Origin of the sequence: Pseudomonas protegens, assembly GCF_003732485.1 — a bacterium.
GTDB lineage: Bacteria > Pseudomonadota > Gammaproteobacteria > Pseudomonadales > Pseudomonadaceae > Aquipseudomonas > Aquipseudomonas protegens_B.
The window spans coordinates 120,537-144,708 of the sequence record NZ_MOAK01000045.1; the positions used below are offsets into that span (position 1 = coordinate 120,537).

15 protein-coding genes are annotated in these 24,172 nt (G+C 66.7%); 10 read left to right on the top strand and 5 right to left on the bottom strand.

Annotated elements, in window-relative coordinates; genetic code table 11:
• The coding region (locus tag BLX41_RS11450) for a TauD/TfdA family dioxygenase (RefSeq protein ID WP_123724957.1) at positions 1–1,033 on the bottom strand (1,033 nt) is incomplete at its 3' end.
• A 68-nt stretch (positions 1,034–1,101) separates the two neighbouring features.
• Positions 1,102–10,404: a non-ribosomal peptide synthetase gene (locus tag BLX41_RS11455; protein ID WP_123724958.1), complete on the bottom strand. Its 9,303-nt coding sequence runs from the start codon at positions 10,402–10,404 to the stop codon at positions 1,102–1,104.
• A gap of 173 nt (positions 10,405–10,577) precedes the next feature.
• Between BLX41_RS11455 and BLX41_RS11460 the strand changes: the two genes are divergently transcribed.
• Positions 10,578–11,546, top strand: a complete 969-nt coding sequence (locus tag BLX41_RS11460; RefSeq protein WP_123724959.1) for a siderophore-interacting protein — start codon at positions 10,578–10,580, stop codon at positions 11,544–11,546.
• 36 nt (positions 11,547–11,582) lie between these two features.
• Here BLX41_RS11460 and BLX41_RS11465 read toward each other — a convergent pair whose 3' ends face one another.
• Entirely contained in the window at positions 11,583–12,326 is a 744-nt protein-coding gene (locus tag BLX41_RS11465) for a thioesterase II family protein (RefSeq protein ID WP_123724960.1), read from the bottom strand.
• A 70-nt stretch (positions 12,327–12,396) separates the two neighbouring features.
• The gene (locus BLX41_RS11470; RefSeq protein WP_123724961.1) at positions 12,397–13,569 is read right to left on the bottom strand and encodes an MFS transporter; all 1,173 of its coding nucleotides are present in this window, start codon (positions 13,567–13,569) and stop codon (positions 12,397–12,399) included.
• A gap of 135 nt (positions 13,570–13,704) precedes the next feature.
• Here BLX41_RS11470 and BLX41_RS11475 point away from each other — a divergent pair, with 135 nt between their 5' ends.
• From BLX41_RS11475 to BLX41_RS11515, 9 genes are all read left to right on the top strand, one after another.
• Positions 13,705–14,292: a TetR/AcrR family transcriptional regulator gene (locus tag BLX41_RS11475; RefSeq protein WP_123724962.1), complete on the top strand. Its 588-nt coding sequence runs from the start codon at positions 13,705–13,707 to the stop codon at positions 14,290–14,292.
• Between the two features lie 112 nt (positions 14,293–14,404).
• Complete coding sequence (locus BLX41_RS11480; protein ID WP_123724963.1) at positions 14,405–15,205, top strand: glucose 1-dehydrogenase; 801 nt, start codon at positions 14,405–14,407, stop codon at positions 15,203–15,205.
• Positions 15,198–17,024, top strand: coding sequence for a glycoside hydrolase family 15 protein (locus BLX41_RS11485; RefSeq protein WP_123724964.1), 1,827 nt, complete (start codon positions 15,198–15,200; stop codon positions 17,022–17,024). The genes BLX41_RS11480 and BLX41_RS11485 overlap by 8 nt, the downstream gene beginning before the upstream one ends.
• A gap of 66 nt (positions 17,025–17,090) precedes the next feature.
• The gene (locus tag BLX41_RS11490) at positions 17,091–17,468 is read left to right on the top strand and encodes a VOC family protein (RefSeq protein ID WP_123724965.1); all 378 of its coding nucleotides are present in this window, start codon (positions 17,091–17,093) and stop codon (positions 17,466–17,468) included.
• Positions 17,465–17,926, top strand: coding sequence for a cysteine hydrolase family protein (locus BLX41_RS11495; RefSeq protein ID WP_123724966.1), 462 nt, complete (start codon positions 17,465–17,467; stop codon positions 17,924–17,926). Before BLX41_RS11490 ends, BLX41_RS11495 begins: the two co-directional genes overlap by 4 nt.
• A 337-nt stretch (positions 17,927–18,263) precedes the next feature.
• On the top strand, positions 18,264–19,169 hold the full coding sequence (locus tag BLX41_RS11500) for an alpha/beta fold hydrolase (RefSeq protein ID WP_123724967.1): 906 nt from the start codon (positions 18,264–18,266) through the stop codon (positions 19,167–19,169).
• Positions 19,170–19,245: 76 nt separating this feature from the next.
• A complete protein-coding gene (locus tag BLX41_RS11505; protein ID WP_123724968.1) occupies positions 19,246–19,719 on the top strand; it encodes a hypothetical protein in 474 nt (157 codons plus the stop codon).
• 15 nt (positions 19,720–19,734) lie between these two features.
• Positions 19,735–21,177, top strand: a complete 1,443-nt coding sequence (locus BLX41_RS11510; protein ID WP_123724969.1) for a TIGR01777 family oxidoreductase — start codon at positions 19,735–19,737, stop codon at positions 21,175–21,177.
• A gap of 14 nt (positions 21,178–21,191) precedes the next feature.
• Positions 21,192–23,630 (top strand): alpha/beta hydrolase, encoded by a 2,439-nt coding sequence (locus BLX41_RS11515; RefSeq protein WP_123724970.1) that lies wholly within the window; start codon positions 21,192–21,194, stop codon positions 23,628–23,630.
• Between the two features lie 17 nt (positions 23,631–23,647).
• On the opposite strand, the gene BLX41_RS35105 is transcribed toward BLX41_RS11515, so the two are convergent.
• Positions 23,648–24,172: GlxA family transcriptional regulator (locus BLX41_RS35105; protein ID WP_259744719.1), on the bottom strand; the 525-nt coding region annotated here is incomplete at its 5' end.

Sequence of the window (24,172 nt, forward strand, 5' to 3'; positions counted from 1 at the left end):
TCAGCGGGACGGCCATGGCTGTGAGTATTTTGCGCGGGCCTGAATATTCGTTGCGGGCGTGCAGGGTGAGGATGTTGTCGAGCATCACGACGTCGCCCTTCTCCCAGGGAAACTCCACCATCACTTCGCGATAGAGCTGTTGCAGATGGGTGATGTAGTCATCGGGGATCGGGCTGCCATCGCCAAAGAAGGTGTTTTGCGGCAGGTCCTCGGGCGCGAACTCCGCCAGCAGGCTGTCGCGGATGCTCTCCGGCAGGGTCAGGGCATTGAAGAACGTCGCATGGTTGAACCACACGCTCTCGCCGGTACGCGGATGCCGGACCATGGCCGGGCCCTGCTGCCGGGTGCGCAGGCGGTTGCCGGATTTCCACTCCGGGGTCACGCCGATTTTCGCGCAATAGGCCTCGACCTCGGCGCGATTGTCAGTCTGAAACACGGTCTGCCAGGGCAGCCCCATGCCGTCGCCATAGTTGCGCACATAGAGCACGCGCTTGCGCTGGAACTCTTCGCGCACCTGTGGATCGATCCGCGCCAGCAAATGCCGGGTGTCGCCAAATGGCGTCTCGCCGCCGGTGGTCGACGGCACGTCGCAGTAGAAATACAGGTGCAGCGGAAACACCGGGGAATAGGAGTGCTCGTTGTGGGGAAAGATCTTTTCCACGGCCGGGTAGTCGGTGGAGCTGTAGACGTTGAGCTTCTTGGTGATCTGGGTCCGCGGCGAGGCCCGAAACAGGTACTCCAGCGCCCCACCGGAAATCGAGTCGACGCACTGGTTGAATTCGTTGATGTCCTGCACCGCGAAGCCGCGGAACAACAACGTTGCGTGCCGGTCGAGCTTTTCCTGGAGCAGCTCGCGGTTTTCTCCGGCCCACTGCGCCAGTCCCACGCCAGGAACGTTCGGCGTACACAGCAGGGGAATCGAGCTGTTCTCGAACAGCGGCGTGAACGTCACCAGGCTGGATTGGTCCAGGCTCAAGCTCTTGCGCCGTCCTTTGCCCAATGCCGGTATGGCTTGAGACTCGAATTTCGACATTACCCACCTCCGATTCGCGGTATCAGGCGCGGCGATCGCACGCGCCTGCATGATTCTTCAATATGGCTTCACTCGACCGGCACCCGTCCTGGACGGCGCCGCTGAATCGGGTGCTGTTGCTTGAGCAGGGCCTGGCGCTGTTGCAGCTGGTCTCGCTCGTGCAGGTACTGGATATCCCGGGCCTGGTTCAGCAACGCCACCAGCGGCGCCCGGGTATCGACCCGCATCAACTCGAACACCGCCTGCAACTGCTCGAACAGGCACGCCATGTCCGCGGCGGTGTAGAGCCCTGCATCGCACTTCAGGCCGAGGTAGATGCCTTGTGGCGCATTGACGAACTCGGCCACCAGGTCCAGCTCCGCCGCAGCCCTGCCGGCAGCCACCGGCTGCACGTCCAGGCCGTCGATCGACAACGGCTGATCGAGGCTTTCCTGGTAGATGAACTTGATGCTGAACAACGGTGAGCGACCGGCGCGCCGGACCACTCGGAGCGCCTCCACCAGGCGCTCGAAAGGCAGGTCCTGGTGATCCGAGGCACCGATGACCGTGCTCCGTGTCACCTGCAACAAGTCGCTGACGCACTGTTGTTCCTCGACACTTATCTGCAATACCAGTTGGTTAACGAAGAAGCCCACCAGATCTTCAACGCCGGCGTGATTGCGGTTGGCGATATCGGTCCCCAGACGCACCCGCGAACTGTCGCTGCGCTGCCCCACCACCAGGGCAAAACCTGCCAGCAGCAGCATGTACAAGGTCACCCCCTGGGCACTGGCAAAGGCGCGCAGCGCCTCGCTCTGGGCCGCCGAGAAATGGAATTCGTGGAGATCGCACAAGGGTGACGGCGCCTGCCCTGGCTGCACCGTGGCACTGGCGGGCAAGCGTGTGAGGTGATGGTCATCGCCCAGGACATCACGCCAGTAATCGAGCTGGCGCTGCAGTTCACCGCCTTCGAGCCATTGCCGCTGCCAGACAGCAAAGTCCACGTAGTGCAGGGCCGGCTCCGGCAACGGGCTGGCCGCGGCGGTCCGATGAGCGTGATACAGGCTTACGAACTCGGTCGGCAGAATGCCGAACGACCAATGGTCGGCGACGATGTGGTGCAGGGTCATGAGCAGCAGGTGCCGTTGCGGCTCCAGCCGCAGCAGGCGTACACGCATCGGCGGACCGGCGATCAGGTCGAAGGGCTCCGCGGCCTGTTGCTGCAACTGCTGCTGGGCCATGGCCTCGCGCTCGGCCACTGGCAAGGCGCACAGGTCATCGAACACGAACGACAGCGGCAGGTGGCGATGGACGTGCTGCCAGCTCTCGCCTTCGACCTCGCTGTAGGTGGTACGCAGTACCGAATGCCGCTGCATCAGCGACTCGAAGGCTTGCCGCACCGCCTCGATGTCCAGTTCGCCACGCAACTCCAGGGCCCGGGCGATGTTGTACATCGAGCTCTGCGGCTCCAACTGCCAGAGGAACCACAAGCGCTGCTGGGCAAAGGACAACGGCTGTGGCCGCGAGTCATCCACGCGGCGCAAGGCCGGGGCCGCTGCCGGAGCCTCACTGGCGCTCAGGGCGGCGACAAAGGCCTGCAGGTCGGCCGCATCGAACAGGGTCCGCAGCGCCGCCTGCAAGCCCAGCTCATGCCGCACCCGGCTGATGACCTGGGTGGCCAGCAACGAGTGGCCGCCCAGGGCGAAGAAGTTGTCCTGCAGGCCGACCCGCTCGACTTCGAGCACGCTCTGCCAGATCGCCGCCACCTGCTGCTGCAGTTTGCTGTGCGGGGCCACATACGCTTGTTGCAAGGCACTCAAGTCCGGCTTGGGCAAGGCCTTGCGATCCAGCTTGCCGTTCGGGTTGAGGGGCAAGTGCGGCAACAGCAGCACGTGGCTCGGCAACATGTAATCCGGCAGCTTTTCCTTGAGCCCGGCCTTGATCAGCGCGCAACGCTCGGCCTGTGCCTGAGCATCGCCCAGGCCGTCGTCGGTATCTCCAGGCAACGCAGAGGGCACCACATAGGCCACCAGTTGCATGCCGTTGTTGGCCGGCACGGCCAGCACCACCGCCTCACGCACATCCGGCCGAGCCGACAGGCGCGCCTCGATTTCCCCCAGTTCGATGCGGAAGCCGCGGATCTTCACCTGATGATCGATACGGCCGATGTACTCGATCGCCCCTTGCGGGTTGTAACGCGCCAGGTCGCCACTGCGATACAGCCGGGCGCCGGGCTGACGGGCAAAGGGGTCGGGGATGAAGCGTTCGGCAGTCAGTCCCGGCCGGTCAAAATAGCCCTGGGCCAGGCTCGACGCAGAACCGATGCACAGCTCCCCGGTGCCGCCTTCGGGCAGCAGATTGAGGTCGCCGTCGATGATCCGCAGGGCGCGGCCGATGATCGGCTGGCCGATCGGGATGCCGTAGACCTCGCTGGCATCCTGTTCCCGGCAGTCGTGGACACTGGAGACCACCGTGGCCTCGGTCGGGCCGTAGGTATTGAGCAGGCGCACGGCCCCAAGCCCGGCGGCGTGCCACAGGCGCAAGCCCTCCACCGACATCGCCTCGCCGCCAACATGCACTTGGCGCAGGCACCCCAGGCTGCGGATACCGTCAGCCATGCATTGCTTGGCCAGCAAGTGCCAGTAAGCCGCCGGCAGGTCGGCCAGGGTCACGCCCTGGCTGACGATCACCGCCGCCAGTTGCTCGACGGCCCAGGGCTCGTCGCCGCGCATTACCAAGGCCGCGCCGAGGCACAGGGCCGGGTAACACTGCTCGACGAAACCGTCGAAGCTGAAGGTGGCGAATTGCAGCACCTTGTCGGTGGCGGTGAGCGCCGAATAATCCGCCGCCGCCTCGCAGAACGCCGACAAGGCCCGGTGATCGATGGCCACGCCCTTGGGGACCCCGGTGGAGCCCGAGGTGTAGATCACATAGGCCAGGTCTTGCGGGCTGGCGCGGTTCTGCGGATCGGTGCTGGAGCAATGGTTCAAGCGTTGCGCCAGGCTAGGCAGATCCCAGTGCAGCACGCTGTCGGGCAGCAGCGGCGCGGCCCAGGTGCCGGTGTCGCTGAGCAGCAGGCTCAGGCGGCTGTCGGCAATCATGAACGCCAGACGCTCTTGCGGGTATTGCGGGTCCAGGGGCACATAGGCCGCGCCACTCTTGAGCACCGCCAGCAAGCTGACGATCAGTTGCGGGCCGCGCTTGAGTGCCAGACCGACCCGGTCACCCGGGCCAATCCCCTGGGCTTGCAGGCAATGGGCCAGGCGGTTGGCCTGGGCGTTCAACTGGCCATAGTCCAGTGACTCGCCATCGACCACCAGCGCCAGCGCCTCGGGCGTGACCGCCGCCTGCGCGGCGATCCGCTGGTGCACCAGCAGCGCCTGGGCGTGCACCACCTCGGCCAGCTGGCTGTGCTGCAGCAAGTCCTGGCTCGCCTGTTCGCTCAACAACTGCAAGCCCCCCAGGGCCGCGTCGGGATCGGCCATGAACTGCAGCAGCAAATGCCGCAGCTGGGCACAGAAGCCCTGGACCTGATCGGCACTGAAACGACTGCGGTCATAGCTGAAGTCCAGGCTCAGGTGCTCGCCCAACTCGATGCCCAGGGTCAGCGGATAGCTGGTCTGCTCGTGGTTGGCCAGGCCGGAGAACTGCAGCCCTGCCGGAGCCCCCTCCTTGAGGGCCTGGGCCACGGGGAAGTTCTCGAACACCAGCAGGCTGTCGAACAAGGGGGCGCCCTGGTGCCCGGCCCAACCCTGGATCTCGTAGAGCGGCACGTGCTCGTGTTCGCGCAGGCCCAGATTGAGCGCCTGCATCTGCTCCAGCCATTGCCCCACGCTGCACTGCGAACGTGGCTGGCAAATGATCGGCAAGGTGTTGATGAACAGCCCCAACTGCTGCTCGATACCCGGCAGCGGCGCCGAACGCCCCGCCACGGTGGCACCGAAGATCACGCACTGCTGCGCGCAGTAGCGCTGCAGCAACAGCGCCCAGGCGGCCTGCAGCACGGTGTTCAGGGTGACCTTCTGCTGCCGGGCAAAGCTGCCCAGGCGTTGCGTCAGCGCCTGGTCGAACCCTTCCAGGTGCTGCCCATGGCCGCTGCCCGACACCGGCCTGCGCACCCCGTCGGCCAGCAAGGTCGGCGAGTCCATGGCGTGCAGGCGCTCGGTCCAGAACTGTTGTGCAGCCGGGGCCGACTGCTCCTGCAACCAGCCCAGGTAGTCACGATAGCGGCCTTGGGACGCCGGCAAGCGGGCCCCGCCGTACAACTGGATCACTTCGGCCAGCAGGCTGGCATTGCTCCAGCCATCGAGCAGCAGGTGGTGGCAGGTGTAGATCAGGTGCCAGTGATTGTCGGCGATGGGCACCAGCAGCAGACGCAGCAAGGGCGCCCGGTCCAGCTCGAACCCCCGGGAGCGCTCTTGCGCGGCCAACTGATCGAGATCCGCCGGGGCCGCTGCCAAGACCTGCAACGGCACCTTGACCCGGTTCCTGACCAACTGATGGGCAGTGTCCAGCCCTTCCCAGTGCACGCTGCTGCGCAGGATCGGGTGGCGATCCAGGGCACTCTGCCAGGCATCGGCAAAGCGCTGGGGATCAAGGCCGTGGATGTCCAGGCGCAACTGGTTGATGTAGGCCTGTTCCTGGGGCTCGTAGAGGGTATGGAACAGCATGCCCTGCTGCATCGGCGTCAGCGGATACAGGTCCTCGATGGCAGCCGCCGGCACCGGCAGCGCGTCGAGCTGTTGCTGGGAGATCCGTGCCAGCGGGAAGTCCGAAGGCGTAGCCTGAGCCTGGTCCAGCCCACAGCAGTGCTCGATCAGCAGGCGCAGCTCGGCGAGGTAGTCATCGGCCATCCGCTGGACCCTGGAGTCGCTGAACATTTCCTGGCTGTAGCCCCACTGCAACGCCAGTTCGCCGCCATAGACCTGGCCTTCCAGGGTCAGCCAGTTGGCCAGGGGTGCCTGTGGGTCCTGGGCCTGCCCGCTGCTCTGGCTGGCTGGCGTCCACAACGCCTGCTCATCGAACTGGCGGTCGAACTGGCCCAGGTAGTTGAAGGTGATGCGTGGCTGCGGCAATGCCGCCAGCGCCTGACGCTGGGTCGGGCTGCCCAAGTAGCGCAGCAAGCCGTAGCCCAGCCCCTTGCCGGGGATCGCGCGCAACTGCTCCTTGATCCCCTTGATCGCGGCCCCGGCTTGCTCGGCTGGCTGCAGGCGCACCGGGTACAGGCTGGTGAACCAGCCCAGGGTGCGGGTCAGGTCCAGATCGTCGAACAGGTCCTCGCGACCATGCCCTTCCAACTGGATCAGGGCCGAAGCCTGCCCGGTCCAGCGGCACAGTACGCGCGCCAGGGAGGTCAACAGCAGGTCGTTGACCTGGGTGCGATAGGCGCTCGCAGCCTGCTGCAGCAGTTTGCGGGTCAGCCCCACATCCAGTCGCGACTCGATCTTGCGGCCATGACGGTTCTGCAGGCCGCCCGCCGGGTTGTCGCAAGGCAAGTCGTCGGCTCCGGTCTGCTGCGCCAGCCAGTACGATAGTTCGGCCTCGCGCTGTGGCGCATGGTCCTGTAAACGACGGGCCCAGGCCTGATAGGCACTGGTCTTGGGCGGCAATTGCACCGTCTGGGCTTGCGCCAACTGCCGGTAGGCCTGTTGCAAGTCCTCCAGCAGTACCCGCCAGGACACCCCATCCACCACCAGGTGGTGGATCACCAGCAACAGTTGCTGGCGACCCGACTCGCGCTCCACCAGGACCGCGCGCACCAGCGGGCCGGCTTGCAGGTCCAGGCTGCGCTGGGCCTCGTCGCACAATGCCGCCAGGGCCTGGTCATGCTCGACCCGGCACTGCCACAGGTCGAAGTGGCTGGCAGGTTCGGCATAGGCCTGCTGCCAACCCTGCTGCGTGCCGACAAAGCGCAGGCGCAAGGCATCGTGATGATTGACCACCTGCAACAGCGCCGCCTGCAACAACGCTGGCTGCAAGGGCTGGCGCGGGTCCAACAGCAACGACTGGTTCCAGTGCCCCGGCCGAGGCACCTCCTGGGCCAGGAACCAGTGCTGTACCGGGGTCAACGGCACCTCGCCGGTCACCGGTCCCTGGTCAATCTGCGGCTGATCGTCGAGGACCGCGACCTGGGCCAGGCTGCGCACGCTCTGGTACTGGAACAGGTCCCGGGGGGCCAGGCGAATCCCCGCCTGACGGGCGCGACTGACCACCTGGATCGAGATGATCGAATCACCGCCAAGTTCGAAGAAATTATCGTCAAGACCCACCTGGGCCAGCCCCAGCACATCGCACCAGATGCCCGCCAGGGCCTTCTGCATGGCGCTTTCCGGGGCCACGTAGGCCAGTTGCGGCGCCGCCTCGGGCAGCGGCAAGGCCCTGCGGTCGAGCTTGCCGTTGGCGGTCACCGGCAAGCGATCCAGGGCCAGCAGGTGATGGGGCACCATGTACTCCGGCAGACTGCTGGCCAGCCAGGCCTTGAGTTCGTCGGTCCACCCCTGGGCCTGGGCCTGGGCGCCCTCTTGCAACACCAGATACGCCACCAGCTGCTTGGCGTTCTGCACCAGCACCACGGCCTCGCGCACGCTCGGGTGCTGCATCAGCCGGGCTTCGATTTCACCCAGCTCGATGCGCAGGCCTCGCAGCTTGACCTGATGGTCCAGGCGGCCCAGGTATTCGATCACCCCATCGGCTCGCTGGCGCACCCGGTCGCCGGTGCGATACAGCCGCGCGCCCTGATGGAAGGGGCAAGGTACAAAGCGCTCGGCGGTCAGGGCCGGGCGCCGGTGATAACAGCGAGCCAGCCCGAGGCCGCCCAGATAGAGCTCACCGGCAACGCCCGCCGGCACCGGTTGCAACTGGGCATCCAGGACATGGGTGCGCAGGTTGGCAATCGGCTGGCCGATCGGCACGCTGCTCGCCCCTTCGTCGACACAGGTCCAGTGGGTGACGTCGATCGCCGCCTCGGTCGGGCCATAGAGGTTGTACAGGCCGGTGCCCGGCAATCGGGCGAAGACCTGCTGCTGGGCATCCAGGGGCAAGGCCTCGCCACTGCAGACGATGCGCTTGAGGCTGGTGCAGGCCGACACGCCCTGCTCATGGATGAAGGCCTGGAGCATCGAGGGCACAAAGTGCAGGGTGCTGATGCCGTGGTCGATGATGGTGTCGATCAGGCGCGCCGGCTCACGGTGAGCCCCCGGGGCCGCCACCACCAGCCGGGCACCGGTCATCAGCGGCCAGAAAAATTCCCAGACCGAGACGTCGAAGCTGAACGGGGTTTTCTGCAGCACCGCGTCACTGGCGTCCAGGCCATAGGCCTGCTGCATCCAGAACAAGCGATTGACCAGCGCCGCGTGGCTGTTGCCCGCCCCCTTGGGCTTGCCGGTGGAACCCGAGGTGTAGATCACATAGGCCAGGTTCAGCGGGTCGACCAGCGTCTCCAACGGGCCGCTGTCATAGGCCAGCAGCGCGTCCTGATCCTGGTCCAGGAGGATGACCTTGAGCGCCTCTGCATCGGCTTGGAAATCCAGCAGCGGCAGCAGCGAACGCTGGCTCAGCAAGAGGCGGATGCCGCTGTCCTCGATCATGTAGGCCAAGCGGTCCCGGGGGTATTCCGGGTCCAGGGGCACGTAGGCACCACCGGCCTTGTGGATCGCCAGCAGGCCCACGACCATTTCGATGGAGCGTTCGATGCAGATGCCCACCAGCACATCCGCCGCCACACCCTGTTCACGCAGCAAGCGGGCCAGCCGATTGGCTCGGGCATCCAGTTCGGCGTAGCTCAGTTGCTGCTCGCCGAACACCAAGGCGCAGGCGTCGGGGGTACGCCGGGCCTGAGCTTCGATCAGTTGCGGCATGCTCAACCCGGTGGGGTAAGCCTGCGCCGTGGCGTTCCACTCATGCACCAGGGTCTGGCGCTCCCGGGCATCGAGCATCGGCAACTCGCCGATGCGCTGCTCGGCATCCTCCAGCATGCCTTGCAGCAGCGCGGTCCAATGCCGCGCCATGCGCGCGATGGTGCCGGCGTCAAACAGATCATCGGCGTAGGTCAGGGCGGCGTGCAGCTTGCCGGACTTCTCGTAGGTGTCCAGGGTCAGGTCGAACTGGGTGGTGCGGCTCTGCCATTGCACCAGGCCCAGCTCCAGCCCGGATGCCGTCTGTACCGTGCTGATATCAGCCACCTGAGGCTGGTGGTTGTACATCACCTGGAACAGCGGTGTGTGACTCAGGTTGCGCTCCAGCTTCAAGGCCTCAACCAGTTGCTCGAACGGCAGGTCCTGATGAGCCTGGGCACCCAGCGCCGCCTCTTTGACGGCCTGCAGCAGCTCGCTGACCCGGGTCTGGCCGGTGAGCTGAGTGCGCAGCACCTGGGTGTTGACGAAAAAGCCGATCAGGCCTTCGACCTCGGCGCGGTTGCGGTTGGCGATGGGCACGCCGACGCGAATATCGCCCTGGCCGCTGTAACGGTGCAGCAGCACATTGAAGGCGCCGAGCAACAGCATGAACAGGGTGACGTTGTGCTGTTTGGCCAGGGCCCGCAATTGCTCGGCCAACTCCGGCGCCACGGCAAAGTCATAGCGGGTGCCACGGTAGCTGGGCATCGCCGGGCGCCCATGGTCAGTGGGCAGTTCCAGCACCGGATGCTCGCTCCCCAACTGCGCCTGCCAGTACTCCAACTGCCGCGCCTGCTCCCCCGCCTCCAGCCAGCGCCGCTGCCACAGGGCATAGTCGCTGTACTGGATTGGCAAGGCCGGCAGTTGCGGCTGATCGCCCCGTTCGAAGGCGTCGTAGCAACGGATGAACTCGTCGATCAGCACGTTCATCGACCAGCCGTCAGAGACGATATGGTGCAAGGTCAGGAGCAGCACGTGCTCCTGGGCAGCCAGCCTGATCAGCTTGACCCGCAGCAACGGACCGGTTCCCAGGTCGAACGGCAGCAGCGACTGCTGCTGCGCTTGTGCAGCCACCGCCTGCTCTTGTTCCGACGCGTCGGTTGCACTCAGATCCAGGTATTGCACGGCCAGCTCGACCTCTGCCGCAGCCTGCTCCAGGCGATCGTCGGCGTGGCGCTTGAACACCGTGCGCAGGGTCTCGTGGCGCGCCACCAGGGCGGCGAATGCCTGCTCCAGCGCCTGGCGATTCAACGCCCCCGTCAGGCGCACCGCCCCCGGCAGGTTGTAGGCGCCACTGTTGGGGTCCAGCTGCCACAGGAACCACATGCGCCGCTGGGCGTAGGACAGTTCCTGACGGTCCTCCACGACCACGTCGGCAGGGATTGGAAACAACGAAAAGTCGATATTTTCCGCCCGCAGACTATCGAGGAACAACCGGCGCTTCTCCAGCGGCAGCTCGATAAACCGGCGAGCAAGTTTCAGGGACTTTTCAGCGTTCATCTGGGTTCATCCGTACATGTTGGGTATCGAGCGTTGGCTCGGCTATCCCTACGAAACGGATGGGCCTGGTGAAAAATTAACCCCTGCGCGGCAGGCAGATCAGGGCTTGCACGGTAAATTCCAGCGCTTGCGACTCGTCAAATCAGGACCTTCTCCTTAATCAGGTCGCGATCATGTCCTCAGCCACTTCCCTGGCCAGCTCACTGGCAAATGGCTTGCGCAAGCTGGTAGGTGCCGGCGCCCAGCAACCCCGGAGCTACCGGGTGATCAACGTCGAACTCAAGCAACGCATCGACCTCAGCCCTTCCCTGGTGCGCCTGGTGTTCGGCGGCGAGGACGTTGCCCAGGCCCGCACCCTGGCCCCGGACCAGCGCATCAAGCTGCTGTTTCCCGGGGCCGATGGCAGCGTTGCGCAGTTGCCGGTGGACGGTGACTGGCAAGCCGCTCGGCGCAAGTTGCCGGCCGAGCAGCAGCCCCCGATGCGCACTTACACCATTCGTGCCTTGCGCATGCAGCCTGCAGAGATGGATGTGGATTTCGTGCTGCACGGGGTCAACGGGCCGGCCTCCACCTGGGCCACCCACGCCCAGCCCGGCGACCGCCTGCAGATGGTGGTGCCGAACAAGGCCTACAGCGGCGACCCCGGCGGTTATGAGTGGCTGCCGCCGGCCGGGATTCGCAAGGTGCTGCTGATGGGCGATGAAACCGCCCTGCCGGCCATCGCCGGGATTCTGGAGGAGTTGCAGGATTACCCGGATTACCCGGATGTGCAGGTGTTCATCGAGGTGCCCTACGAAAGCGACTGCATCGACCTGCGCTGCAACCCGCAGACCCGGGTCAACTGGCTGCCGCGGGACGTGCTCAATGCCCAACACGGTGAAACCCTGATCCATGCCGCCCGGGAACTGGCCGAGCTGCCGCCGGCCAATAGCGGCCGACGGCCGATCAAGGTCTCCGAGCGCAATGAAGAACTACGACTGTGGGAAACCGCGGCGCCGGCGGACAACAGTTTCTATGCCTGGGTGGCTGGCGAGTCGGCCACGGTGATGAACATTCGCCGCCACCTGATCAACGAGCGCGGCCAGGAGCGTCGCAACCTGACCCTGATGGGTTACTGGCGCCTGGGAACGTCCCTGGGCTGACTGCACCTGCAACCGCCGGCGCAGTCAGCCCGGCGGCTACAGGGCAGCGGCGACTTCAGGCTGCAGATGACGTCGACGATGCACCTCAAGGTGCCCCTTGATCAGGCTCAGGACCTTGGCTTCATGCTCGTGGATGAAGAAGTGCCCGCCCGCCAGCATGTCCACCGAAAAACTGCCGTGGGTTTCCTTGCTCCAGCCAATCAGTTGCTCGGTGGTGGCGCGATCCGTCTTGCCGCCCAGTACATGCACCGGGCAATTGAGCAACGGGCGCTGCAGCGGGCGAAAGCGTCCGCACAAGAGAAAGTCGGCCCGCAGAATCGGCAAGGTCAGGCTCATCAGTTCCTGGTTGGCCAGCACTTCTTCGCTGGTGCCGTTGAGGGTGCGCAACTGTTCGATCAGTTGCTCATCGGTCTTGGGCTCGGCAAACCCTCGGTCGTACTCGGTGCGCAGGGTCGGCGCAGCGGTGCCCGAGGCGAACAGCGCCACCGGTTCCGGGCAGCCCAGGGCGCGCAGGGCATGGGCCAGTTCACAGGCCAGCAAGGCGCCCAGGCTGTGGCCGAACAGCGCGTAAGGGGTGCGCAGCGTGGCCCGGATTTCCAGGGCAAGCTGCCGCGCCAGTTCGCGCATGTCGGTGTGCAGCGGCTCGGTGTAACGGGCGCCACGCCCGGGCAGCTCCAGCGGTTGCAAATGCAGCCACTGCGGCAGCTTGCGGCGCCAGCGGCTGTAGACCATGGCGCTGGCGCCGGAATACGGCAGGCACAGCAGGTTCAACTGAGTCACGGTTATTCCCTCAACGGATGGACGCTAAAGAAACGCAGCACGAGGGGAACAAATTAGTCCACCGATCGCCTCAGCGCATGCGCCGATAGCTCTGCAACGCCGCCCCCAGTACCACCGCGCCGCCAGCCAGCGCCAGCCAGAAGCCGCTGCGGGCGCCGAACTGGTCCACCAGCGCCCCGGAACCCGCAGCCCCCAGGGCCACGCCGATGCTCAGGCCGGTGACCAGCCAGGTCAGGCCCTCGGTGAGCTTGGCCGGCGGCACGCTGCGTTCCACCAGGGCCATGGCGACGATCAGGGTCGGCGAGAAAAACAGCCCGGCAACGAACACCGCCAGGGACAGGCCGAGGATGTTGCTCGCCAGCAGCAGCGGCAAGGTGGTCAGCGCCGTGGCGATGCCGCCGTACATGAACAGCCGGGGCAAGGGCGTGGCCAGTTTCAGGGCGCCAAAAGCGATGCCCGCCAGGCATGAGCCGATGGCGTACACCGAGAGCACGATGCTCGCCGCCGCCGGCTGCCCCTGTTGCTGGGCGAAGGCCACGCTGACCACGTCCACCACCCCGACGATGGTGCCCATGGCGGTCATCAGCAACAGCAGCAGGCGGATTTCCACCGAGCGAATGATCGAGCCGGAGTGCCCTTCCTCATGGGGATGGACCGGCGGCTCGGTGCTTTTCTGCATGACGAACACACTGACCCCCAGCACCAGCATCAGCAGCGCCGCCAGGGGCCCGGCTTCGGGAAACAGGCCGACGCTGAGGCCCACCGACAACGGCGGGCCGACAATGAAGCAGACCTCATCGAGCACCGACTCCAGGGCATAGGCGGTCTGCAACTGCGGCTGACCACGGTACAGCTCGGTCCAGCGGGCGCGGACCATGGCCGACATGCTGGGCATGCAGCCGGCCAGGGCGGCGCAGAGGAACAGGGTCCAGTGCGGGGCCTGCAAGCGGGTGCACAGCAGCAGGGCCAGCAGCGCCCCACCCCCCAGGCCGGCGGCCAGGGGCAATATCCGGCTCTGGCCGTAACGGTCCACCAGGCGCGATACCTGGGGCGCGCAGAACGCCGTGGCCAGGGCGAACGTCGCCGCCACCGAGCCGGCCAGGGCGTACCCGCCGTGCAGTTGCGCCAGCATGGTGATCAGGCCGATGCCGGTCATGGAGATCGGCATGCGCGCGATCATCCCGGCCAGGACGAACGCCCGGCTGCCGGGGGCCTTGAACAGTTCGCGGTAGGGGTTTGCCATTTACAACGACTCCTTGGGGGGCTGCAACTTGCCACAAAGGGCAGGCACAGTAGAAACACATACGCTTCGTATGTTAAAAATCATGTAAACATACGCCTCGTATGTCAACCCGCCATTTGTTGGAGAACTGTGTCCATGAGCAGCCGCCCACGCGCCGCGATGATCGAGCAAACCCGCGCCAGGCTGATTGCCAGCGCGCGCCAGGCCTTTGCCCGCCTGGGCTACGCCAAGACCTCGATGGACGACCTGACCGCCGAAGCCGGGCTGACCCGAGGCGCGCTGTATCACCACTTCGGAGACAAGCAGGGGTTGCTGGAGGCGGTGGTGGAGCAGATCGACAGTGAAATGGATGAGCGCCTGGAGGCCATTTCCGCAGCGGCCTGTGATCCCTGGCAAGGCTTTGCCCAGCGCTGCCGGGCCTACCTGGAAATGGCCCAGGAAGCCGAAATCCGCCGCATCGTCCTGCAGGATGCCCGAGCCGTGCTGGGGCAACGGCAGCCAGCCGAGGAACACTGCATCGACTCCCTCAGCCGCCGCCTGCAAGCGCTGGTCGAAGCCGGGCTGATCACGCCCGCGCCGAGCCAGGCCCTGGCGCGCCTGATCAACGGCAGCCTGGTGGACGCGGCGCTGTGGATCGCCGCCGCCGAACAGCCCGGGCAACGCCTGCAACAAGCGCTGCAGGCGCTTGAGCTGCTGCTGCGCGGGCTGCAACAACCGCGCTGAACTGAACTCCTGAACCGCGTCCGGGGTCAGCTCAACAGGGGCCACTGATGGGTTGCATGTCGTATGGGCGCATCAGCCCCGGCCTTCGACAGCGGCGACAGGAGTGCAGTGCATGCAGATATCCCTCGACCAGCAGGTAGCCCTGGTCACTGGCGCCAGCTCCGGCATCGGCGCCGCCACCGCAATCGCCCTGGCGGCGGCCGGTGCCAGCGTGGTGCTCAACTACAACTCCCAGGCCGCGCCGGCCGAGCAGTTGGCCGCGCGGATCAATGCCGAAGGCGGCCGGGCCATTGCCATTGGCGCCGATGTGGCCGATGAGGCCCAGGTCGAGGCGCTGTTCGCCCAGGCCATCGAGGCCTTTGGTTTTCTCGACATCCTGGTGGCCAATTCCGGCCTGCAAAGGGATGGGCCGGCCACCAGCCTGAGCCTGGACGACTGGAACCGGGTGATCGGCGTCAATCTCACCGGGCAGTTCCTCTGTGCTCGCGCGGCGCTGAACATCTTCCAGCGCCAGGGGGTGCGCGCCGGGGTGTCCAAGGCGGCGGGCAAGATCATCCACATGAGTTCGGTGCACCAGTTGATTCCCTGGGCCGGGCACGTGAATTACGCGGCTTCCAAGGGCGGCGTGGACATGCTGATGCGCACCCTGGCCCAGGAAGTCAGCCAGCAGCGGATCCGCATCAATGGCATCGCCCCGGGGGCGATCCGCACCGCCATCAACCGCACCGCCACCGAGGGCGCGGCAGAGCAGGAACTGCTCAAGCTGATTCCCTACGGCCGGGTCGGCGACCCCGAGGATGTGGCCAATGCCGCGCTATGGCTGGCCTCGGACGCCTCCGACTATGTGGTCGGCAGCACCCTGTTCATCGACGGCGGCATGAGCCTCTATCCGGAGTTTCGCGGCAATGGCTGACCAGCATCCCACTGCACAACGCCCCATCGACGCCCACGGCATCATCGGCGACATGCGCAGCGCCGCCCTGGTCGACGACCAGGGCAGCATCGACTTCTTCTGCTGGCCGGAGTTCGACAGCCCGAGCATCTTCTGCTCGCTGCTGGACTCCCCCGCCGCCGGGATCTTCGAACTGGCACCGGTGCTGGCCGACGCCCGGCGCCAGCAGATCTACCTGCCCGACAGCAACGTCCTGCAGACCCGCTGGCTGGGAACCGAGGCGGTGGTGGAAGTCACCGACCTGCTGACCATCGACGACGACCCCGAGCAGCTGCCGCTGCTGATCCGCCGGGTACGGGTGGTCAGCGGCCAGGCCACCCTGCGCCTGCACTGCGCGCCGCGCCTGGACTATGGGCGGGCCGCCACCGGGGCACGACAGGAAGGCGACTCAGTGTGCTTCGAAGCCCCCGGGCAGCCCGGGCTGCGCCTGCTGGGCGACCAGCCGCTTTACCTTGAACGGGACTCGGCGCGGGCCGAGTTCGTGCTGCAACAGGGCCAGGGCGCCGAATTCATCCTCGGTGGCGTCGACGATCTGCGGGTGCGGCACGGCGATAGCAAGCTGCACCTTACGCGCACCCTGAAGTTCTGGCGCGACTGGATCGGCCAGTCCAACTACCGCGGCCGCTGGCGCGAGATGGTCAACCGTTCGGCCCTGGCGCTGAAACTGCTGACCTCCAGGCGCCATGGCGCGATCCTCGCGGCGGCCACCTTTGGCCTGCCGGAAAGCCCCGGCGGCGAACGCAACTGGGACTACCGCTACACCTGGGTACGCGACGCCTCGTTCACCGTCTACGCCTTCATGCGCCTGGGTTTCGTCGAGGAGGCCAACGCCTACATGGGCTGGCTGCGGGGCCGGGTCAGCGACTGCCATGGGCAACCGATGAAGCTCAATATCCTGTACGGCATCGACGGCCGCCAGGAGTTGCCGGAGACCGAGCTTGGGCACCTCTCCGGGCACGGCGGCGCGCAACCGGTGCGCATCGGCAACCAGGCCTACGACCAGGTGCAACTGGATATCTTCGGCGAACTGCTGGATGCGGTGTACCTGGTGAACAAGTACGGCGAGGCCATCTCCCACGAAGGCTGGAAACACACGGTACAGGTGGTGGACCAGGTCTGTGACAGCTGGCAGAGCAAGGATGTGGGCATCTGGGAGATGCGCGGCGAGCAGCACCACTTCCTGCACTCGCGGCTGATGTGCTGGGTGGCGGTGGACCGCGCCATCCGCCTGGCCTCCAAGCGTTCGCTGCCGGCCCCCTTCGCCCGCTGGGACCAGACCCGGCAAGCCATCTACGACGATATCTGGAGCCGGTTCTGGAACCAGGAGCACGGGCATTTCGTCCAGCACATCGGCAGCACCGCCCTGGACGGTTCGATGCTGCTGATGCCCCTGGTGCGCTTTGTCAGCGCCAAGGACCCGCGCTGGCTGGCGACCCTGGATGCCATCGAAAAGAGCCTGGTGCGTGACGGCATGGTCTACCGCTACCGCAACGACGACAGCCAGATCGACGGCCTGGCCGGCACCGAGGGTGCCTTCGCCGCCTGTTCGTTCTGGTACGTCGAATGCCTGGCCCGGGCCGGGCGCCTGGAGCAGGCGCACCTGGAATTCGAGCAACTGCTGCGCTACGCCAACCCCCTGGGCCTGTACGCCGAGGAGTTCGACAGCCACGGCCGCCATCTGGGCAACACGCCCCAGGCCCTGACCCACCTGGCGCTGATCAGCGCGGCAAGTTTTCTCGACCGGCGCTTGAGTGGCGACAAGAGCGTCTGGCAACCTTGAGCCCGGCCCCGGTGCTGACACCGGGGCGCTCTTCCCTTGGTGCCCGACAGAAATGGAACTCGCCCCATGCCCGACTCGCCGATCATCGCCGTGATGATCCATGCCGCCGACTGGCGCGCCGCCACCCATTGGTACGCCCAGGCCTTTCCCCAGGCCCGCCGGGTGCTGCACGAGCCGGATGATTTCGGCCATTTGCAGCTCGCGGGCCTGTCCCTGGAAATCGTCCCCTGCGACGCCAAGGTCGACCAGGGGCCGGCGGGCACGGTGGTGTACTGGCAGGTCACCGATCTGCCCGGCGAGGTGCAGCGCCTGACCGGGCTGGGTGGGCGCCTGTATCGCGGGCCCATGGTCATTGAAGGCGGCGACTCGATCTGCCAGGTGCAGGACCCCTGGGGCAACTGCATCGGCCTGCGCCAGCCGGCCCGTTTGGGGCAAGCGTCATGAACCAGGTGCTGCTGATCATCGACGTGCAACCCTGCTTCAACCCTCCGCAGTGGCTGGTGGACGGCATCAACCGCCTGCTCGGGCGCATGCCCTCGGTGGCCACGGTGGAGCGCCATGATGAAAGCCGCACGCCCTTCGCCCGGCAACTGGGCTGGCAGCCGGCGGTGGATGACCAGAGCCTGGTGGCCGCCGACAAGGTCTTCATCAAGCACGGCTACGGGCCGACGACGGAGCTTCTCGAGCACCTCAAAAGCCTCGCCCCCGAGCGTGTGCTGGTGTGCGGTATCCAGACCGACACCTGCGTGCTGGCCGCAGGTTTTGCCCTGTTCGATGCCGGCTTGCAGCCGACCCTGCTCACCGACCTGACCGTGGGTTCGTCCCTGGACCGCAGCGGTGGCCTGGGCATCGACCTGTGGCGGCATCACTTCAAGCACCTGGCCCGCAGCGACGAACTCTAGGGGCCGGCTTGCGGGCCCCTTCGCTGGCAAGCCAGCTCCTACAGCCCTCAGGTGGCAGCACCGTTGCGTAGGAGCCGGCTTGCCGGCGAAGGCGATCTTGCGGGCCACACAGCGCTAGAGTCCGCATTCGCGCTCCCTCACCAGGCCCCTCATGAGCTTCACCGTCGGCCTGCGCTGCTACGTGCACATCAAGGGCCCCGAACCGTAGGGCCACAGTTCCCTGGAAGACATCCGCCGGCTGCTGGCGCGACGCCCACGGGCTGCATGCCGCTGCGGTTTGAGGACAGCACGCAAGTTTTGCGCTAGCTTTTCCCGGCCCACCGGATCCGGAGTCGTCATGCCCAGCCCAGCCTCCCTGCACCAGGTCAGCACCCCCAGCCTGCATATCGCCTATGAGGAACATGGCCCGCGCAACGCCGAACCGGTGATCCTGCTCCACGGTTTTCCCTACGACGTGCGGGCCTACGACGAGATCGCCCCGCCGCTGGCCGAGCGCGGCTATCGGGTCATCGTTCCCTACCTGCGGGGCTACGGCCCGACGCGCTTTGTCAGCGAGCAGATCATGCGCTCCGGGCAGCAGGCGGCCCTGGCCCGGGACCTGCTGGAGCTGATGGACGCACTGCAGTTGCCCCAAGCCACCCTCGCCGGCTACGACTGGGGCGGTCGCGCCGCCTGCATCGTCGCCGCCCTGTGGCCGCAGCGGGTCAAGGGCCTGATGAGCGCCGACGGCTACAACATCCAGGACATCCCCGGGGCCTGCGAACCCCTGGCGCCGGAGACCGAGCACCGGTTGTGGTACCAGTACTACTTCAACACCCAACGCGGGGTGGACGGGCTGACGGCCAACCGTCGGGAATTCTGCGAGCTGCTGTGGCGCCTGTGGTCGCCTACCTGGAAGCAGGGACCGCAGTGCTATGGCCTGAGCGCGCCGTCCTTCGACAACCCGGACTTTGTCGAAGTGGTGATCCATTCCTACCGCCATCGCTTCGGCTATGTGCCGGGCGACCCGGGCCTGGAAAGCATCGAGCGGGCGCTGGAGGCGCAGCCGCCGATCCGGGTGCCGACCATCGCCCTGTGTGGCGCTGACGACGGCGTCGGCCCGGCCACCGAGCCGGACCCCGATGTCGGCCTGTTCAGTGGGCCCTATCAGCGGCGGATCCTCCCGGGGATCGGCCACAACCTGCCCCAGGAAGCGCCGCAAGCCACCCTCGACGCGCTGCTGGAGTTGCTCGGCAAGCCCTGAGATGGGCACCGGCGCACGCCATGGGCCGGAAAAAATCGGTACACTTCGCGGCCTCGATCCCCCCACAGGACATGGAATGTTATCCGTCGCCGCTTCTCCCCGACCCGGCCTGCGCCGGGCCCTGGTGCTCTGGCTGTATGCCGTCGGCGCCGGCCACCTGCTGGCCGGACTGCTGCTGACCTGGGCCGGCCACAGCGGCCTGTTCAACGACTACCTGGCCAGCATCGAACAGGCTTTCTGGGGCGCCGCCGCACCGGCACCGGCCCGGGCTCAGCAGATCTGGTGGCTGGGCCTGTTCGGCGCCACCCTGCAAAGCTATTCGTTGTACCTGCTGGGCCTGGTGCACCTGGGCAATCGCCTGCGGGCCCCGGCGGCCTGGGCCTGGCTGATGGCCGGGATTGTGCTGTGGGCGCCCCAGGACATGTGGCTGTCGTGGCAGATGAACATGACCGCCCACCTGTGGATCGACAGCTTCGCCCTGCTGGTGCTGCTGCCACCGTTACTGTGGCTGCAGCGCCACGACCGCCGTACCTCTCGTCTTCCCTCGTAAAAGGACTTCACCATCGTGGCTGATTTGCCAATCCTGCAGTGGGCCATCGCCCTGTTGCTCGCCCAGGGTGTGCTCGGCGCCCTGGACACGATCTACCATCACGAACTCACCGTGGCCCTGCCGCAACGCCACAGCGCCCGCAAGGAACTGAGCATCCATGCCCTGCGCTCGTGCTTCTACGGCGTGTTGTTCATGGGCATCGCCCACCTGGCGTTCCAGGGCATCTGGGCCCTGGTGATCGCTGTGCTGTTCGCCCTGGAAATCGGCCTGACCCTGTGGGACTTCGTCGTGGAGGATCGCAGCCGCAAGCTGCCGGCCATCGAACGCATCATGCACACCGTGCTGGCGATCAATGCCGGGGCCTTTTTCGCCCTGTACGGCCTGCAACTACTGGAATGGTCGCACCTGCCCAGCGCCTTGAACCCCATCGACCTGGGCTGGCAAGGCTGGGCCCTGAGCCTGTTTGCCGTCGGCGTGACGGCGTCGGGCATTCGTGACGGCCTGGCGGCGTTGCGTCTGCAACGCCAGGGTCAGGCGGCCAACCCCTTTGCCGGCGGTACTGGCAAACGGGTGCTGGTCACCGGTGGCACCGGCTTTATCGGTGAAACCCTGGTCAACCAACTGCTGGATGCCGGGCACACCGTCAGTGTGCTGGCCCGTGATCCGCTGCGCGCCGCCTACCTGTTCGACGGCCGCGCCCGCTGCCTGCGCTCCCTGGGCAAACTGGGCCATGGCGAGGCCTTTGACGTGATCATCAATCTGGCCGGCGCCCCGGTGGCCGGGCCGCGCTGGTCGGCCAAGCGTCAGGCGCAACTGTTGGCCAGCCGGGTTGGCACCACCGAAGCCCTGCTCAACTGGCTGCAGCACGCCCAGCACAAGCCGGAGCTGTGGATCCAGGCGTCGGCCATCGGTTTCTACGGGGTGCGCGACGCCAGCCAGAGCCTGGATGAAAACGCCGAGCGCGGTGAAGGCTTCATGGCCGATCTGTGTGCGCGCTGGGAATCCTCGGCGGAACCGGCCACCCGCTTTGGCGTGCGCCAGGTGGTGCTGCGCCTAGGCATAGTGTTCGGTCCCGGCGGCGCCCTGAACCCCCTGCTGATGCCCTTCCATTTCGGCTTTGGCGGACGCATGGGCAATGGCCAGCAGATCATGAGCTGGGTGCACCGCGACGACGTCTTGCAAGTGATGGCCCGGGCCATCAACGACGCCTCTCTGTCCGGCACCTACAACATGGTGGCGCCGGAAGCCGTGAGCCAGGGCACCTTCGCCGCCACGGTCGGCAAGGTGCTCAAGCGCCCGGTGTGGCTGCATGTGCCGGCGGCGCCGGTGCGGGCCCTGGCCGGGGAAATGGCCGAGCTGTTCTTCGATGGCCAGAAGGTGGTGCCGGCGCGCCTGCTGCAGGCCGGCTACCGCTTCCGTTACCCGACCCTGGACGCCGCCCTGCGCGACCTGACCTGAGCTGAGGAATGCCCATGAGCAAGCCCCTGTTGTACCTGCTGGCGGGCAATGGCAGCGCCGCCGACTGGTGGGACGATGCCCTGCCGCACTTCCAGCGCTATCAGGTGCAGCCCCTGGAGCTGCCGGGCTTTGGTGACAATCCGCTGCCTCCCTGCAATGACCTCGGTGAGTACGCCGAGGCCCTGCTGGGCATGACCGAGCCGGGCCAGGGGATTGTCGCGGTGGGGGTCAGCGCGTTGATCGTGCTGCACGCCTTGCAACGCCGCCCCGGGCATTTCTCGCGCAGTGTGCTGCTGTCTCCGGTGGGGGCCTTTCTCTGGCAACGGCGCCTGCCGGCACTGATGTCGCCGCTGCCGGCGCGCCTGCTGATTCATGGCTTGCTCAGCCACCAACCGACCTTGTTCGCCGGTAAATTCTCGCGCCAGCCGTGGACGCCGCAGCAGTACCTGCGCATGGGCGCGGGCTACGCCCGTTGCCGGGCTTTCGTGCCCCTGTGGGAACAGTTGCGGGCCGACACCGCGCTGCCGCTGCTGGAGTGGATCAAGGACCCGGTGCAGTTGGTCTGGGGCGACCAGGACCGGCTGCTGGGGATTGCCCAGGCTGCGGCCTGGTCGGCGATCCTGGCCCGCGCCGACCTGCGGATCAGCCTCAAGCCGGGCTGGGGCCATTACCCCTGGATCGATGCACCGACGGCGTTCGTCGACTGGCTGGAGTCCGGCGACCCGGATTTTGTCGCCCACACCAAGGGCGGCCGCCTGCGCCTGGCAGAGCTGGCCGGCCAGCCGGTGCCCAGCGCCCTGTCCCTGGACAGCGCCGGTGACCCGCGCCTGCCGACCCTGCTCGCCAGCCAGCCCGAGGCCCTGTGGGCGGTGCGCTCCTCCAGCTACGGCGAGGATCAGGCCGACTCGGCCAATGCCGGGCTGAGTACCACTTACTTGCGGGTCCCCCGGGATCAGGTGGCGTCGCGCATTGGTGAACTGCGGGACGCCGGCGTCGAGGAAGTGGTGGTGCAGCGCTTCATCCAGCCGACCCTGTCGGGGATCGCCTTCGTGCGTCATCTCTCGGTGGAGCTGGAGTGGGTCGAAGGCCATCTGGAAAGCCTCGCCGACGGTCAGGTCAGCCCCCAGCGGGCGGTGCTTTCGCGTCTGGGCAGTGCCTGGGAAAGTGGCCACTTCGCCAGCACCCGGGGACTCGACGCCAGCGCCTTGTGGGACTTCCTGCAAGGGGTGCTGAAGACCTTCCACTACGTGCCCGGCGATGTGGAATGGGCCTGGGACGGCCAGCAACTGTGGCTGCTGCAGTACCGCCCCATCAGCGACTACGGCTGGCGCCGGCACCTGACCGCGGCCAATATCGCCGAAATCCTGCCGCCGCAACCCAGCCGCTTCGTCGAGTACGGCCAGCGCCGGGCAGCGGCGAGCATTCCGGCGATCATGGCCCGCTGGGACGCCCGGATCCTGCAGGACAACGAGCCCTTCACCGCGGTGTTCGGCGGCGCCTCCTATATCAACAACGACCTGTTCCTGGCGCGCCTGGCCGATTGGGGCCTGCCCTCTTCCAGCTATGCCGGGGAAGTGGGCGGCGCCACCCCGGAGCTGCCCTTGCGACCGCTGCGCCTGTTGCGCTCGCTGCCGCGTTTCCTGCGCATGCAGCACGTCGCCCGAGGCCATCTGCTGACCCTGGAACGCGGCCTGCGGCGCTTCGATGACGAGTTGACGCAATTGCACCAGGGCGCTGCCAATGGCCAGCAACTGGCGGACTGGTTCAGCCGTTTCTACGTGTTCGTGGTGCAAGGCAACCTGTGCATCGCCACCGCCCTGGCCAGCAGCGGCGGTGCCTGGTTGGGACGGCCACCCACCGCCTACGACAACCTGGACAACAGCCCCCACCGCCTGCCCTGGGAAACCGACCCCGGCACCCCGCGCCCACCCTGCGCCGAATTGCCGCTGCAGGCTTTCCCGCACTGGAGCCCGGCCATTGCCCTGGCCCATCGCCTGGGCTTGCCGGGTATGCGCGGCTATTACCTGCAAGTGCGCGAGTGGTACCGGGACAACCTGATGCGGATCTTTTTCCGCCTGCACCACGCCGTGCCCGAGGCCGATCGCGACTACTGGTTTGCCCCCCACGAACATCCGCGCAGCCGCGGCGGCAGCTTCTGGCAGGACGGCCGCGAAGGCAGCGAGCAGGCCAGCGGCTTCATGATCTATCCGGGACAGGTACAGGGCGTGCTGGGGGTCGATATCCTCCTGGAAGACACCCTCGACCCCGGGCGCCACGCCCACTACCAAGCGGCCCGGGCCGTGATCGCGCGCATGGGTGGGCGCCTGTCCCACGGCTCCACGCTACTGCGCGAGTTGCGCAAGCCGTCGGCGGTGCTGCCGCAAGTGGACCCGACCTGGGTCGGACGCGAAGTGCTGTATGCCGACGGCCAGTTGAGCCTGGTCGAAGGCTGAACCGCGCCCCCCGGAGCTCAGGCCTGCTCGGTGGCGGCAAAACGCTCGCGGTAGGCCTGGGGCGTCACCCCCAGGGCACGCAGCACACTGCGACGCAGGGTTTCTTCACTGCCGAAACCGCATTGGGCGGCAATGCGTTTGATCGGCAGGCCGGTGTCGGCCAGCAGGCGCCGGGCGGTTTCCACCCGGATCAGCTCGATGGCCCGGGCCGGAGTCTGGCCGGTGTCGGCGCGGTAGTGACGGACGAAGCTGCGCTCACTCATGGCGGCCTGCTGGGCCAGGATCGGCAAGGTCAATTCGCGGCTGAGATTCTCGGCAATCCAGGCATGCAAGCCATCGAAACGCCCGCCGCTGTTTTGCAGCGACAGGGTCACGCTGAACTGCGACTGGCCTCCCGGGCGCTTGAGAAACACCACCAGTTGCCGGGCCACATCCAGCGCCGCCTCGCGCCCCAGGTCCGCCTCCACCAGGGCCAGGGCCAGATCGATGCCGGCGGTGACCCCGGCCGAAGTCCACACCGGGCCATCGTTGATGAAGATCGG